Below are 13,799 nucleotides of genomic sequence, written 5' to 3' on the forward strand. Positions count from 1 at the left end.
CGGGCCGCCCCTTTCGTCGTACGTCAGATCCGGAAGCCGGTGCTGGCGTGGAAGACGTGGCTCTGGCCGGTACGCGGCTTGACGAAGATGGTCTCACCCATGTTCGGCATGGTGCGCCGGTCGGTGCGGACCACGAAGCGCTCGTCGTGGCCCTCGAGCGCGGCGTGGCCGTAGACGTTCGCGTCCGAGCCGAGGTCCTCGACCAGCTCGACCACGACCGGCATGCCGCCCTCGGAGGCGCTGACGATGTCGCAGTCCTCCGGGCGGAAGCCGACGGTCACCTTGCCGTTGCCGCCCTCCGCCTGGGCCGCGGCGACCTGCTCGCGGGTCAGCGGAATGTACATGTCGGCGAACTCGCCGCCCTGCTCCTTGAGCGGCACCGTCTTGATGTTCATGGCCGGGGAGCCGATGAAGCCGGCGACGAAGACGTTCGACGGGGTGTCGTAGAGGGCCCGCGGGGTGTCCACCTGCTGGAGGACGCCGTCCAGCATGACCGCCACCCGGTGACCCATGGTCATGGCCTCGACCTGGTCGTGGGTCACGTAGACGGTGGTGATGCCGAGCTTCGCCTGGAGCGAGGCGATCTGCGTACGGGTCTGCACCCGGAGCTTGGCGTCGAGGTTCGACAGCGGCTCGTCCATGAGGAAGACCTGCGGCTCGCGGACGATCGCGCGGCCCATCGCGACCCGCTGGCGCTGACCACCGGAGAGCGCCTTCGGCTTACGGCTGAGGTACTCCTCCAGCTGGAGCAGCGCCGCCGCCTCCTTGACCCGCCGGTCGATCTCCGACTTCGAGGTCTTGCGGAGCTTGAGCGCGAACGCCATGTTCTCGTACACCGTCATGTGCGGGTAGAGGGCGTAGTTCTGGAAGACCATCGCGATGTCGCGGGCCTTCGGCGGGAGGTGGGTGACGTCCCGGTCGTCGATGTAGATCGAGCCCTCGTCGACGTCCTCCAGGCCGGCGAGCATCCGCAGGCTGGTGGACTTTCCGCAGCCCGACGGGCCGACCAGGACGAGGAACTCGCCGTCGCCGATCTCCAGGTCGAGCTGGTTGACGGCGGGGCGCTCGGTGCCCGGGTAGATCCGGGACGCCTTGCTGTACGTGACCGTAGCCATGGGGGAACGCTTCCTTTCACCGGCAGGAACGTGCCGGACGATCCGAGTGAAGGAGCGACCGGCCCGTTACCGGACCGGCCCACGGAGGGCGCCCCGGCAAGCCGGGATGTCATCCGTGTCACTGCACGGTAAACGGCTTTGCCCGTACTGCCAAGGCGGGCGACACCGGGTGGGACGGACCGCATACACATACCGGTCAGTCGGGCACGGCGAGGCATCAATCGACGCTCCGCGCAACCGTCGCCGGTCGGGTTCTCGACGTTTCCCGTGCTCGGGACCCCTGCCGCGGGGGAAAACCGGACGTTGGTCGCTATGCTGACGTCGGCACGTACGCCCCTGTAGCTCAGCTGGCCAGAGCACTCGCCTTGTAAGCGAGATGTCGCCGGTTCGATCCCGGCCGGGGGCTCCATATCCCACAAGGCGTTTCCCGCTGAGGCACTGCTGGCGGCCAGAGGTTGGACCGTGGCTTCCTGAGCAGCGTGACCTGCCGGAAGAGCACTCGCAGTCCGAACGAGAACGCGCAGTGCGTGGAGGTCGCGCTGACCCCGTACCCGGTCGGCGTCCGCGACTCCAAGGAGCCGTGCGGGCCGGTCCTGGTGGTGGCTGCGTCACGTTGGTCGGCGTTCGTGGATGCCACGAGGACGCTCCGGACGGACCTGGCACCGTGAGGTTCTACTACCGTGCGGATGGAGGCACCAACGAGGTGCTGGTCTGGACTGCCGCCATGTCGGCCGCCACGGCAATCGTCCACCGGAAGATGAAGCGGGCGCGACGCTCTGGATCCGCCGTAGTCCGTCAGGGGCTTCGACGTGATCTCTGGACGAGCAGCCTTCCCCGCCAGGGAGTGATGGGCGGGGCATGGAGTAGGGCATCCGGGATCATGTGGTGACGCAAGATCTGGACACCCCCCAGCCGTAAGGTGCACATAGACTGACGACAGCATTCCGTCCTGCACCTGTCGGATCATGGACACTTTTTCTGGCGGTATGTACCAGGCGCCTCGCCACGTGCTGTTCGCAATATTCGCCCGAGTTGGTTCCAGGCCGAGCAGATGGTCGACGGCGTTGCCCCCCGGGGCTAGGATGCGTCAATGATGGAGAACGCGGATAGTCGCGTCAGTAATGACGAGCTGGTGGAAGCGGTCGATCACCGGGGCAACCCGATCGGCATAGTCGGTCGCCAGTTGGCTAATCGCCTCGGGATCTGGCACGTCTGCGCGCAGGTCTTCGTACTGGCGAAAGTCGAGGGTGTTCCCGCTGTCGTCTTTCAACGACGTTCGCGCACCAAGACCGTGTCCCCGGGCGTGCTCGACATCAGCGCTTCCGGGCACGTGGTCGCTGGACAGACCGTGCAGTCTGCGGCCGCACGCGAACTCGCGGAAGAATTGGGACTCAAGGTGTCCGCCGACAGCCTCGTGCACGTGGGACGACGTGTAGACATGTATGAGGCGCCAGGAGTGCTGAGTCGAATTTTCGCCGATGTCTACGTCGTCGTCACCGACCAGGATCCTGGCACCCTGAATTTTGATCCGGTGGAGATCGACGAACTCGTCGTCGTCCCCGCAGCCGATTTGCTGGGGATCTTCGTTGACGGGTCCAGTCCATCGTGTCATGCCTACCAACTGGACAAACAGGGACTTGCCCGATCCCGCCGGGTGGTCGTCCGGGCGAGCGATTTTCTGCCGCGTTTCGACAACTTGTACGCGCGTATCGCGCGATATGCGAATGACAGGGAAACCAGCGGGAGCAGTGCGAGATTCATGTAGAGGAAAAATCGATGCCCCTCGGTAATAGCCACATGGATCCGGGACGATTCCGCATCACTCGGCGGGCCAGGTTCCACTACGCATTGATCAGACACCGCCTAGCCTGGCTGTTCGCGATTTTTACGGGTTTCTACGGTCTCATCGCGATTCTTTACGCCGTCTGCTACCAGTTGCTGGCGGTAGCTGGGTTGGGGGAGATCAAGGAAGCTGGATCCTTCGGAGACCGGCTCTACTACAGCTTCATCACTCAACTTTCGGTCGACTACGACAATTTGGCACCGTCGGGCCTGAGCAAGCCGGTCGCAGTTACCCAGGCATTCGCCGGCACCGTCCTGTTCGGCGTGCTCATCGCATACGTGGTGCTGCGGATAACGTCGCCTGACCCGAGGACACTCCTGCTGTCGCCTGTCGCCATCTATCTTGAGGCGGAGCGGAAGCTGGCGATCCTGCTCGTCAACACCTCCGGCATCATCGTGACCGACCTTTCGATGAGCATGGTGCTGAAGTTGAGACGGCGGCACACGCGCCTCTACGAGGTTGCTCTCCCCTACCTGCGCGATTCGGCCCTGTTGGTCAAGGGGCTTGACTATGATCCGGAGCTGGACGACATCGGGGCAGGGTATGACCCCTCCGAGGACGGACTCAAGGTTTCTGTCCGCTGCTCCATCCTCGGGTCGACCTTCGGGATCGGCAGCAAATACAGTCTGACGAAGGTTGTCGTGGCCCCGAACGACGATTTCATGGACAGGCCGGAGTTCCAGGACCCGGACCTGACAAGCCGAGAGTTCTGGGCCCTCTTCGCGTGGCCGGTCGAGGATGCGGTGCGGCTGCACGACCTGCTGATGGCGAAGGCGCGGACGGTGGCCGATGGCCAGGCAGCTTGATCCCTACGCTCTCCTCGCGGATGTCTACGACCGTCTCTCCCGGGTCGAGAGCAAGGAGATCGCCGCCGAGTACCTGGTGCGGCGGCTCAAGGGCCTGCACCCCGGCCGTACGATCTCCGTGGTCGATCTGGCCTGCGGCTCCGGCAACGTCACCACGGCGCTGTTACGGCACGAGAACGTCACCGTGACCGCTGTCGACACCTCGGCATCGATGCTGGCGATTGCAGAAGCCAAGGCGCAGCGGTTGAATCAGGCGGTGTCGTTTGTTCACTCCGACATCCGGCAGCTCGACCTCGCGACGCCACACGACGGCGCGGTGTGTCTCTCATTCTCTCTTGCCTATCTGGCCGAGAAGGCAGACCTTCTTCAATTCATTCGGAGGCTTGGTGCGAACATCAGACGAGGTGGCCTCTTCCTGTTCGACATGATCGACCGTTCTGCCCTGCGGTCGGACTGGTTCGACATCGAGGCGAAGCGATGGCAGAGCGTCGGTTTGAGCGCCCGAGTCGAGTGGACCGACCGCGCTGCCGGCGCGTACCGCATCGAATACTCGCGGGACGACCTGCAGCACGGGCGGGTGTTCGAGCACCACCACGGGCGGGCCTACCTAGAGTCCGAGCTGGTGACGGCATTCACGTCCGAATCGTACTTCACGATCGTGCCCCTTTCCGCTCTCGCCACATCGTGCGCCACACCGCACCTGAGGTACTTCTTGGCGCAGCGTACGTAGCAGGGCTCCCGGCTTCTTGGCGAACAGGTGGAGGTCTCATCATGAGCGATGCGGCGGACGACGCGGTCGGTAGGTTCAGCAGCATGTTGGGACGCCTGCGTGTCTCTGTCACCCACGCCTGCCAACTCCATTGCAAGTTCTGTCATCAGGAGGGGATCCAGTCGCACTGGCGTCCCATTCACATGAGCGTTGGGACCTTCGACCGGCTGGTCGACGCCTTCGTTGAGATTGGTGGCTACGAAATCGACGTGACCGGCGGAGATCCGCTGGTCCACCCGGAGATAGCCGGGATCCTGCGCGTCCTGGGCGGGCGCAGGCTGCGGAGAGCACTGTGCACCAACGGCCTCCTTCTTGACCGGGTTGTCCCAGAGCTGGAGGCCGGTTGCGTGGACGAAGTCAAGATCAGCGTGCACGCGTCCGACGACTCCGTGGGCAAGGCGCTGCTGGGGCGCGCGTGGTCGAGCGCGCGGCTCGACGGCATGTTGCTCCTTCTCCAACAGATAGGGGTGCCGACGACGATGAACTTCTCGGTCACCTCCGAAAACTTCGGAGAGTTCGACGCCGTGCTCGAGAAGTCGTTCGAGATGGGTACCAACCTGCTGGTGATCGACCTTATCGGCACTCGTTGGGATCTCCAGCAGGAAGAACTGTGCGACACCTCGTCGGACCCGATCATCGAAAAGCTGTCGAGTCTGTCGACCCTGTCCAGTGTCACCAGGGATCGGACCGGTTGCCGAATATCCGTGTTCAAAGGACCCGGTGGGCAGCGCTGGATGGTCAAAGATGTGCGCAACGGGCTGCTGTTCACCGGGATGTGCAACGGATGTGCCCTGAAGAAGCGCTGCGGTGAGGGCGTCTTCGTTCTGCGGGTCGACGCGGAGGGCGCATTCCGCCCCTGTTTGATTCGTCCAGACCTGGAAGTGGTCCATCCCATCGAGCATATGGGTTCGACATCCCTCAGGAGTGCTCTTGAGGAGCGCATCGGGGTGATGATGGCTGAACCGTGTGCATTCGAGGCCGGGCAGAGCATCTATACGTGAGGCGAGGCGAGCGAACCGTCGCGGCGCGAGGTGGCGGCGCTGGTCAGCGACTTCCACGGGGTGCGTCCACCCGAGGCCGCACGCCCTAGAGTGGGGCCGTGAGCAGGGCGGTGGAGGAGTCGAACCGGGCGATGCTGCGGGCCCGGGACGCGATGGACCGGGCGTACGCACAGCCGCTGGACGTCCCCGCCCTGGCCCGGATCGCGCACGTCTCCGAGGCGCACTTCATCCGCACGTTCCGGGCGACCTTCGGGGAGACCCCGCACCGCTACCTCCAGCGCCGTCGGGTGGAGCGGGCTATGTACCTGCTGGTGCAGACCGACCGGGACGTCACCGACGTCTGCTACGCGGTGGGCTTCGGCAGCCTCGGCACGTTCAGCCGCACGTTCAAGCAGATCGTCGGGGAGTCGCCGACGGAGTACCGGAGGCGCAGGGCTCCCTCCGTCGCCGTGCCGAGCTGCTTCACCAAAGCCTGGACCAGACCGAGCAGTTTCGGATAAGCGCAGGTCAGGGTGGGGGTCTAGCGTTTCCGGCATGACGATGAACGCGATTTCCCGCTCCCAGATCTACGTCCTCGACCAGGACCAGGCGCTCGACTTCTACGTCGGCAAGCTCGGCCTGGAGGTCAACACCGACCAGGACCTCGGCTTCATGCGCTGGCTGACGGTGAACCTGCCCGGCGACCCGGAGCGGGAGATCCTGCTGGAGAAGCCGGGTCCGCCGGCCCTCGACCCGGCCACCGCCGAGCAGGTCCGTGAGCTGCTCACCAAGGGCGCGCTGGGCGGCTACCTCTTCATGACCACCGACGACGCGCACAAGACGTACGAGGACCTGGTCGGCAAGGGCGTGGAGATCACCGACGAGCCGATGGAGCGCCCGTACGGGATCGACTTCGGGATCCGGGACCCGTTCGGCAACAGGATCCGCATCGGTCAGATGTTCCCCCGCGGCTGATCCCCGGGCGGATACCCTCTGCGTCGTGCCGACCCGACTGCTGCTCCTGGCCCGCCACGGCGAGCAGGAGCAGGACGGGGCGGGGCTCTCCGAGCGGGGCCGGCGGCAGGCGGTGCTGCTCGGCGAGCGGCTGTCCCGGGTGCCGCTGGCGGCCGTCCACCACGGTCCGCTGCCCCGGGCCGCCGAGACCGCCGCGCTGGTCGCCCGCTCACTGCCCGGGGTGCCGGTGCACGCCACCGACCTGGCCGGCGACCACCTGCCGCACCGTACGGATCCGGCCGGCCTGCCGTCCGCGTACGCCCGGTTCCTGGATGGTCTCACCGAGGCCGAGCGGGTCGACGGGCCGCGCGTGACGGCGGCGGCGGCGCGGCACTTCGGTCGTCCGCCCGACGCCGGGGACGTCACCGAGCTGGTGGTGACGCACGCGTTCCTCGTCGGGTGGCTGGTTCGCGACGCCCTGGACGCGCCGGAGCCACGGTGGCTGGGGCTCAACCCGCTGAACTGCGGGCTGACCGTGATCCGCTACACCGACGGCCTGCCGCCCCGGCTGGTCGCCTTCAACGACGCGGCCCACCTGCCGGCGGAGTTGCGGGGAACCGGCCTGCCACCCGAGTACCAAGTGTGAGCGGTGGCCGGCACCCGACGACCGCGCGTAGCCGGCACGTGATCGCGCCCGAACACGGAAGTAGTGGCCTCGCTGGGCGGGCGAGGCCACTACTTCGTGGATCGAGCACGATCATGAAGCGTGCGGTCAGGCGGCGCGGACCGCCTGCACCACGGCGTCGGCCAGGGCGCGGGCGGACTGGGGATTCTGGCCGGTGACCAGGCGACCGTCGGTGACCACGTGCTCGGTGAAGTCGGGGGCCGGTACGTGGACGGCGCCGGCCTCGGTGAGCTTGTCGGCGAGCAGGAACGGCACCTCGTCGGCGAGGCCGACGGCGCGCTCCTCGTCGTTGGTGAAGCCGGCCACCCGCTTGCCGGCGACCAGGTGGGAGCCGTCGGAGAGCTTCAGGTTCACCAGGGCCGACGGGCCGTGGCAGACGGCGGCCACCACGCCGCCGCGCTCGTAGATCGAGGCGGCGATGCGGGCGAGGTCCGGATTGTCGGGGAAGTCCCACATGGTGCCGTGGCCGCCCGCGAAGACGATCACGTCGTACCGGGAGGGGTCGACCTCGGCGGCCCGGGGCGTGTGCTGCACGCCGGCGGTGGCCAGGAAGTCGTTCTGGGTCTTGTCGTTCTCGTCCCGGCCGTCCAGCGGGGGCTCGCCGCCGGCTACCGACGCCAGGTCGACGTCCCATCCGGCGGCGCGGAACACCTCCCACGGCTCCGCGGCCTCGCCCACGTAGAAGCCGGTCTCCTTGCCCGTGTTGCCGAGCTGGCGGTGGCTGGTCAGCGCGATGAGGGCACGTGTCATGGGCTCCATGCTGGCTCGCGCGGCGGCGGCCGGCCAATAGGCGAATCACACAGCCGCGACAGGTTTACCCCGGGCACCCGCCGCCGCCCCTTCCGGCCAGCGCCGTTATGGTCGCCGCACGGGCGACGTGGATCGTGGCCGCAATCGCGGCGTGGACCGTCGCCGGACCGGCGGCGTGGACGGCCGCCGCACCCGGCCGCACCGATCGCTGCCGGGCGGCCGGGTGGAGGGGGAGTGGCGGTGGCGGACGCGGACCTGCTCGTCGAGGTGACCGGTGCGGTCGCCACGGTGGTGATCCACAACCCGGCGCGGCGCAACGCGATGACCACGGCGATGTGGCGGCGTCTGCCGCGACTGCTGGACGACCTGGAGGCCGACCCGGCGGTCCGGGTGCTGGTGCTGACCGGGGCGGACGGCACGTTCTGCGCGGGCGCCGACCTGGGTGACCTGGACGAGCTGCTGGACGCCGGTGACGGCAGCATCGCGGTCGCCGCCGAGGAGCGGCTGGCCGGGTTCGCCAAGCCGACCGTCGCCGCCGTCCAGGGTGCCTGCGTGGGAGGCGGCTGCCAGTTGGCGGTCGCCTGTGACCTCCGGATCGCCGCCGAGGACGCCCGGTTCGGCGTACCCCCGGCGCGGTTGGGTCTGGTCTACCCGGCGCCGACCACCCGCCGGCTGGCCCGGCTGGTCGGCCCGGCGGCGGCCAAGCACCTGCTGTTCACCGCGGAGCTGGTCGACGCCGGGCGGGCGCTGCGGGTCGGCCTGGTCGACGAGGTCCTGTCCGGCGACGCGCTCGCCGGCCGGGTGGACGAGCTGACCGCCGCGATCACCGCCCGCTCGCAGCTCACCGTCGCGGCGGCGAAGGAGATCGTGGACGGTCGCGCCGACGCCGACCGGGTCGCCTGGTGGCACGGCCAGGTGCGGGCCAGCGGCGAGGCCCGCGAGGGGGTCGCGGCCTTCCACGAGCGCCGGCCGCCGCGCTTCGGCTGGGTGCCGCCGGCCGGTCGCTGACCGCGTTTACCCGACCCCCGTCGACGGGTACGACGGCAGCCGTCGACCACGGCGAACGGGGGCTCCATGATGGACGGTGCGACGACGGAACGGGATGGAGTCCGGCGGGGGCGCCGGAGATTCCTGCTGGCGGCGATGGCGGTGATCGCCGTCGGCCTGTTGGGCGGGTTCGTGGCGGGCCTGCTGAACCTCTTCGACACCGACTCCTCGCTGTTCGAGGGAGACCCGCCCGGTTGGGCCCGGATCGTCGGCCTGGTGCTGCTCGCGGTCGGTCTCGTGGTGGTGTTCGGCGGCTTCGTCTGGCTGCTGCGCAGCGGCCGGTACAAGCGCAACGCCCAGAGCCCGCTCTGGGCGTTGAGTTGGTCTCGCCGATGGAGTCTGGGTCGGCAGGTCAAGGGGAAGGCTCCGGTGCGGGACGAGGACCGTCCCCTGCTGCGTGAGGTCGCCGAGCAGATGGCCGGCCAACGGGCGCACTTCGTTCCGTTCGCCGGGCTGATCGTGACCCAGTTCGGGCAGGCGTTCCTCCAGTGGGCCCCCTTCTGGTCGGTCATGGCGGCGGTCCTCGGGATCGTCGGTGTGCTGGGCCTGGTGGCGACCCGACGGGACGAGCGGCTGGCTCGTGAGTTCCTCCGCCGGCATCCGGCCTGACCCACCCTCCACCCCTTCCGCCAGTTAGCCTTCACGCATCGGCATGTAGTACATTTGCTACATGCCGAGGTTGACGGACAACAAAGGCGAGCCCGAGCTGTACACCCGGATCGGACTGCTCCGGGCCGAACGCGGGATGAGCCGCAAGGAGCTCGCGGACGCCGTCGGTGTGCACTACCAGACCATCGGCTACCTGGAACGCGGCGAATACCGCCCCAGCGTGGTGCTGGCGATGCGGATCGCGGCGGTCTTCGGGCTCCCGGTGGAAGCGGTGTTCTCGCTGGAACCGTTCCGACCCCTGTCGGAGCAGGTCTACGGCGAACGGAAGGAGATGGCATGACCGGCACGACATACCAGGAGCGACGGGCTGCGCGACTGGACGACCCGCGCTTCGAGAAGTTCCGCAACCCGGTGGCCCGCCGCCGGCTGGCCGCCGGGCTGATCGCCCTGCTGGTGGTGGAGGCCGGCCTGTTCCTGCTGATGGACGTCTCGCCGGTCGGAGCGGCCGTCGGCATGGCGGTCGTCGTCGTGGCCTTCGTGCTGCTCCTCGGGGCGCTCAAGGCGTCCACCCGGGGCGTCGAGGAACTGACCGGTGAGGTCCTCGACGAGCGGCAGGCGCAGGTACGCGGCGAGGTGTACGCGACCGCGTACAAGGTCGGGTCCGGCCTGCTCGTCCTCGGCCTGGCGGTGGTGCTGCTCTGGACGCAGATCGACCTTCCCGCGCCGGGGGCCGGGCTGGTCGCGGGGGCCCTGGTGCTCCCCTTCCACGTGGCGATCGTGCTGCCGACCCTGGTGGCGGCGCTACGCGCGGACGTCTGAGCCGGATCGACCCCGGTCGACGGGTCCGTCGTGCCGACCGCCGTCCGCTCTGGCAGGCTGGGACGGTGCAGAGCCAACAGACGCTCGGCGGTCGGTACGTGCTCGGGGAGGTCCTCGGGCGCGGCGGCATGTCGGTTGTCCACCGTGGACACGACGAGGTGCTCGGCCGGGACGTGGCGGTCAAGTTGCTGGCCGGCACCGACGCCGCCGACCGGGGTCGGATCCGGGCCGAGGCGCGGGCGGCGGCCCGCCTGTCGCACCCCAACGTCACCAACGTTTACGACTACGGCGAGTCCGCGTCGCCCACCGGCGCGGTGCCGTACGTCGTGATGGAACTACTGTCCGGCCAGACGCTCGCCCGGCGGCTCGCCGCCGGGCCGCTGCCGCCCCACGCCGGGTTACGGGCCTGCGCCGAGGTGGCCGGTGCGCTGGCCGCCGCCCACGCGCAGGGGCTGGTGCACCGCGACATCAAGCCGTCGAACGTGATGTTGACCCCGACCGGGGCGAAGGTGCTCGACTTCGGCATCGCCGCCGCCGTCGGCGCACCGGAGATCGACCCGGACGGCAGGTTGATGGGGACACCCGCCTACCTCGCTCCGGAACGCCTCACCGCCGGCGAGGTCGTGCCCGCCTCCGACGTGTACGCCCTCGGGCTCCTCCTGCACCGGGTGCTCACCGCCCGGCTGCCCTGGCACTCCGAGACCACCACGCAGATGCTCAAGGCCCATGTCTACGTCGAGCCGGCGGACCTGCCCCACGTCGACGGACTGCCGGAGGCGGTCCGGGACCTGTGCCGGCGGTGCCTGGCGAAGGACCCGGCGGACCGGCCGTCGGCGACCGAGGCGGAGCGCGTCCTGGTCGACGCGGCCGGGCTGACCGGGGCCACGGGACCGGCCGGGCACGTGGGACCGGCCGGCGCGGGCGGGCCGGATCCGGCGGTGCCGCCGGAGCGGCCCCGATCCCGTCGCCGGGCGCTGGTGGTGGCCGGCGTCGCGGCGGCCGTCCTGGCGGTCACCGCCGCGCTGACCGACCCGCTGGGTGACGGCCGCACCGGGGATCGGACGGCCGGCCCGTCCCCGACCGGGTCCGACCCGGCGGCACCGACCGGCACCGGTGGTCCCGGACCGGCCGGCGGCGGCGAACCCGGGCCGGCCGCCACCGGCGGTCCCGGACCGACGGGCATCGGCGCGGGAACCGTCGGGCCCGGTCCCGCGCCGTCCGGCGTACCGGTGCCGGCGCCGTCGGGGGCGGGACCGACCACGTCGCCACGGAGCGGTGCCGGACCCTCCGGCGGGGCGGGCCCCGCACCGACCCGGGCCGCCTCCCCGACGCCCGCCGCACCGCGATCCCCCGACCCGACCGCCGGCAGCCCGATCACCGCCCTCGGCGGCGTGGTCACCGTTCTCTGCGTCGGGAAACTCGCCACCGTCGTCAGCCTGGTCCCAAGACCGGGCTACGAGGTGAAGGACTACGACCCGGGCCCGGCCGACGAGGTGCAGGTGGTCCTGCTCTCGGCGGACAACGAGAGCGAGATCAAGGTGAAGTGCGAGCGCGGCCGGCCGGTGCCGAAGATCAAGGAGAGCCGCCAGTAGACCCGCTCGATCGGCGAAATCCGATGCCCGGGTGGTGCCGGGCCGGTGCGGTACGGCAGGCTGTCCGCTGTGGAGCGTCACCATTTGCTCGCCGGCCGTTACCGGTTGAACGAGCGTCTCGGCCGAGGTGGCATGTCCGTGGTCTGGCGGGCCCACGACGAGGTGCTGGAACGCGACGTGGCGGTCAAGGTGCTCGTCGCGACCGACCCGGGTGCCCGGTGGCGGATCCGGGCCGAGGCCAAGGCGGCCGCCCGGCTGTCGCACCCCAACGTGACCAACGTCTACGACTACGGGGAGTCCCCGCTCGCCGGTGAGCCGGTTCCCTTCGTCGTCATGGAACTGCTGACCGGCACCACCCTGGCGGAGCGTCTCACCGAGGGACCGCTGCCGCCGAGGGAGGCGCTGCGGATCTGCGCCGAGGTGGCTGCCGCGCTCGCCGCCGCCCATGACGAGGGGCTGGTGCACCGGGACGTCAAACCCGAGAACGTGATGCTGACCCGGACCGGGGCGAAGGTCGTCGACTTCGGCATCGCGGCGATCGCCGGCACACCGGAGATCGACCCCGAGGGGCGGCTGCTCGGCACCCCGGCGTACTTCGCGCCGGAACGGCTGGGCGCGGGCGAGGTGCTGCCGGCCTCCGACGTCTACGCGCTGGGCCTGCTGCTGCACCGGCAACTGACCGGCCGGCTGCCCTGGCGGCGGGAGACGCGGACCGGGATGCTGCGCGCCCACGCGTACGAGGAGCCGGGGCGGCTGCCCGACCTCGCCGGAGTGCCACCGGAGGTCGTCCGCCTGCACCGCTGGTGCCTGGCGAAGGATCCGGCCGACCGGCCGAGCGCCGCCGAGGTGGCCCGGATCCTCACCGGCGCCCTCGCCAGGGTGCCCGAGAACGGCGAACCGACCGTGCCGGCGAGCATGCCACCGCCGGGCCCCGGGACGCCGTACCCGGCCGGCCCGACGGTGCGGTCGCCGGCCAGCCCGCGCCGGGTCGCCCCGTCGGCCGGGGCGCGCCGGGTCCGCTTCGGGTCCCGGGCGACGGTGGCGATCGGCGCGGCGATCGTCGGTGTGGTGGCGCTCGCCGGCACGCTCGGCGAGCCACCGTTCCGGCCGCCCGACGCCGCCGAACGACCGGACACCGGATTCGGCAGTGGCGACGCGGCCACCGTCGGGCAGCCGGTGCCCGGCGACCGGCCCCGGCCTTCCGGCACGTCCACCCGGATCGCAGCCGAGGGACCGTCGGCCGGCCGGTCCCCCACCCCGAGGTCGTCCGCCCCGGAGCAGCCGAGCGCCGGTGCGACACCCTCCGGCGCGGCCCCGACCAGCGGTTCCCCGACCCCGAGCGCCTCGACCGGTGGACAATCCGCCGTCGACGTCGCGGCGCGCGGCGGCCGGGTGTCGGTGCGCTGCGCCGACAAGATGGCCGAGATCGTGGCCGTCGTCCCCGTCGCCGGCTACCAGATCGACACGTACGCCCCCGGCCCGGCCCGGGAGGTGCGGGTGGAACTGGTGTCCACCGGCAACCGCAGCGTGGTCACCGTGCGGTGCGCCGACGAGCGACCGGTCCCCCGGGTCAAGGAGAACCGACCCTGACCCGTCCGGCCCCACGGTGTGGACGGAGGGGGCCGGCGGGTGCCGCCCTCGGGCGTAGCCCTGCGCGGCCCCCCGTTCCCGCCGGCCCCGGTCCGGTCACCGCCTCGCCGGCGCCACCCAGGTCGGCGGCACCGGCTCCCGCCGTGGCGGAATGCCGGTGACGTCGACAGGTGGCCGGGCACGCAGGAGCCGCCCGGTCCGGCGGGGAGCGGGCGGCTCGACGTGGTCCGTCGTACGTGT

The 13,799-nt window shown here is 70.1% G+C and carries 16 protein-coding genes and 1 tRNA gene; 15 read left to right on the forward strand and 2 right to left on the reverse strand.

Going from position 1 to position 13,799, the window contains the following annotated elements; genetic code table 11:
* Positions 1-23: 23 nt before the first annotated feature.
* The gene (locus tag D7223_RS30050; RefSeq protein ID WP_120732668.1) at positions 24-1,115 is read right to left on the reverse strand and encodes an ABC transporter ATP-binding protein; all 1,092 of its coding nucleotides are present in this window, start codon (positions 1,113-1,115) and stop codon (positions 24-26) included.
* A gap of 332 nt (positions 1,116-1,447) precedes the next feature.
* On the opposite strand from D7223_RS30050, the gene D7223_RS30055 reads away from it, so the two are divergent.
* The 9 genes from D7223_RS30055 (at position 1,448) to D7223_RS30095 (ending at position 7,113) form a co-directional block, all read left to right on the forward strand.
* Positions 1,448-1,524 (forward strand) — tRNA-Thr (locus tag D7223_RS30055).
* A 70-nt stretch (positions 1,525-1,594) separates the two neighbouring features.
* Positions 1,595-1,783, forward strand: coding sequence for a DUF397 domain-containing protein (locus D7223_RS30060; RefSeq protein WP_420330354.1), 189 nt, complete (start codon positions 1,595-1,597; stop codon positions 1,781-1,783).
* Positions 1,784-2,205: 422 nt separating this feature from the next.
* The gene (locus tag D7223_RS30065) at positions 2,206-2,880 is read left to right on the forward strand and encodes an NUDIX hydrolase (RefSeq protein WP_120732672.1); all 675 of its coding nucleotides are present in this window, start codon (positions 2,206-2,208) and stop codon (positions 2,878-2,880) included.
* 11 nt (positions 2,881-2,891) lie between these two features.
* Positions 2,892-3,764, forward strand: coding sequence for an ion channel (locus D7223_RS30070; protein ID WP_120732674.1), 873 nt, complete (start codon positions 2,892-2,894; stop codon positions 3,762-3,764).
* Positions 3,748-4,494 carry a class I SAM-dependent methyltransferase gene (locus D7223_RS30075; protein ID WP_120732676.1) on the forward strand — a complete coding sequence of 249 codons (747 nt, stop codon included), beginning with the start codon at positions 3,748-3,750 and terminating at the stop codon, positions 4,492-4,494. The genes D7223_RS30070 and D7223_RS30075 overlap by 17 nt, the downstream gene beginning before the upstream one ends.
* A 41-nt stretch (positions 4,495-4,535) precedes the next feature.
* Entirely contained in the window at positions 4,536-5,534 is a 999-nt protein-coding gene (locus tag D7223_RS30080; protein ID WP_158610944.1) for a radical SAM protein, read from the forward strand.
* Between the two features lie 98 nt (positions 5,535-5,632).
* Positions 5,633-6,034: a helix-turn-helix domain-containing protein gene (locus tag D7223_RS30085; protein WP_186832324.1), complete on the forward strand. Its 402-nt coding sequence runs from the start codon at positions 5,633-5,635 to the stop codon at positions 6,032-6,034.
* 34 nt (positions 6,035-6,068) lie between these two features.
* On the forward strand, positions 6,069-6,488 hold the full coding sequence (locus tag D7223_RS30090) for a VOC family protein (RefSeq protein WP_120732680.1): 420 nt from the start codon (positions 6,069-6,071) through the stop codon (positions 6,486-6,488).
* A gap of 25 nt (positions 6,489-6,513) precedes the next feature.
* Positions 6,514-7,113, forward strand: coding sequence for a histidine phosphatase family protein (locus D7223_RS30095; protein ID WP_120732682.1), 600 nt, complete (start codon positions 6,514-6,516; stop codon positions 7,111-7,113).
* Between the two features lie 126 nt (positions 7,114-7,239).
* Here the strand turns inward: D7223_RS30095 and D7223_RS30100 are convergent, their stop codons facing one another.
* On the reverse strand, positions 7,240-7,902 hold the full coding sequence (locus D7223_RS30100; RefSeq protein ID WP_238162288.1) for a type 1 glutamine amidotransferase domain-containing protein: 663 nt from the start codon (positions 7,900-7,902) through the stop codon (positions 7,240-7,242).
* A gap of 234 nt (positions 7,903-8,136) precedes the next feature.
* Here D7223_RS30100 and D7223_RS30105 point away from each other — a divergent pair, with 234 nt between their 5' ends.
* The 6 genes from D7223_RS30105 (at position 8,137) to D7223_RS33240 (ending at position 13,559) form a co-directional block, all read left to right on the forward strand.
* Positions 8,137-8,910 (forward strand): enoyl-CoA hydratase/isomerase family protein, encoded by a 774-nt coding sequence (locus D7223_RS30105; RefSeq protein ID WP_120732686.1) that lies wholly within the window; start codon positions 8,137-8,139, stop codon positions 8,908-8,910.
* Between the two features lie 135 nt (positions 8,911-9,045).
* Entirely contained in the window at positions 9,046-9,558 is a 513-nt protein-coding gene (locus tag D7223_RS30110; protein WP_120732688.1) for a hypothetical protein, read from the forward strand.
* Between the two features lie 61 nt (positions 9,559-9,619).
* Positions 9,620-9,898 (forward strand): helix-turn-helix transcriptional regulator, encoded by a 279-nt coding sequence (locus tag D7223_RS30115; RefSeq protein WP_120732690.1) that lies wholly within the window; start codon positions 9,620-9,622, stop codon positions 9,896-9,898.
* Positions 9,895-10,377 (forward strand): hypothetical protein, encoded by a 483-nt coding sequence (locus D7223_RS30120; protein ID WP_120732692.1) that lies wholly within the window; start codon positions 9,895-9,897, stop codon positions 10,375-10,377. Before D7223_RS30115 ends, D7223_RS30120 begins: the two co-directional genes overlap by 4 nt.
* Before the next feature lie 65 nt (positions 10,378-10,442).
* Positions 10,443-11,969, forward strand: a complete 1,527-nt coding sequence (locus D7223_RS33235; RefSeq protein WP_238162289.1) for a serine/threonine-protein kinase — start codon at positions 10,443-10,445, stop codon at positions 11,967-11,969.
* Between the two features lie 69 nt (positions 11,970-12,038).
* Positions 12,039-13,559 carry a serine/threonine-protein kinase gene (locus tag D7223_RS33240; RefSeq protein ID WP_202864714.1) on the forward strand — a complete coding sequence of 507 codons (1,521 nt, stop codon included), beginning with the start codon at positions 12,039-12,041 and terminating at the stop codon, positions 13,557-13,559.
* Positions 13,560-13,799 lie beyond the last annotated feature (240 nt).

This window comes from Micromonospora endolithica (genome assembly GCF_003626595.1).
GTDB lineage: Bacteria > Actinomycetota > Actinomycetes > Mycobacteriales > Micromonosporaceae > Micromonospora > Micromonospora endolithica.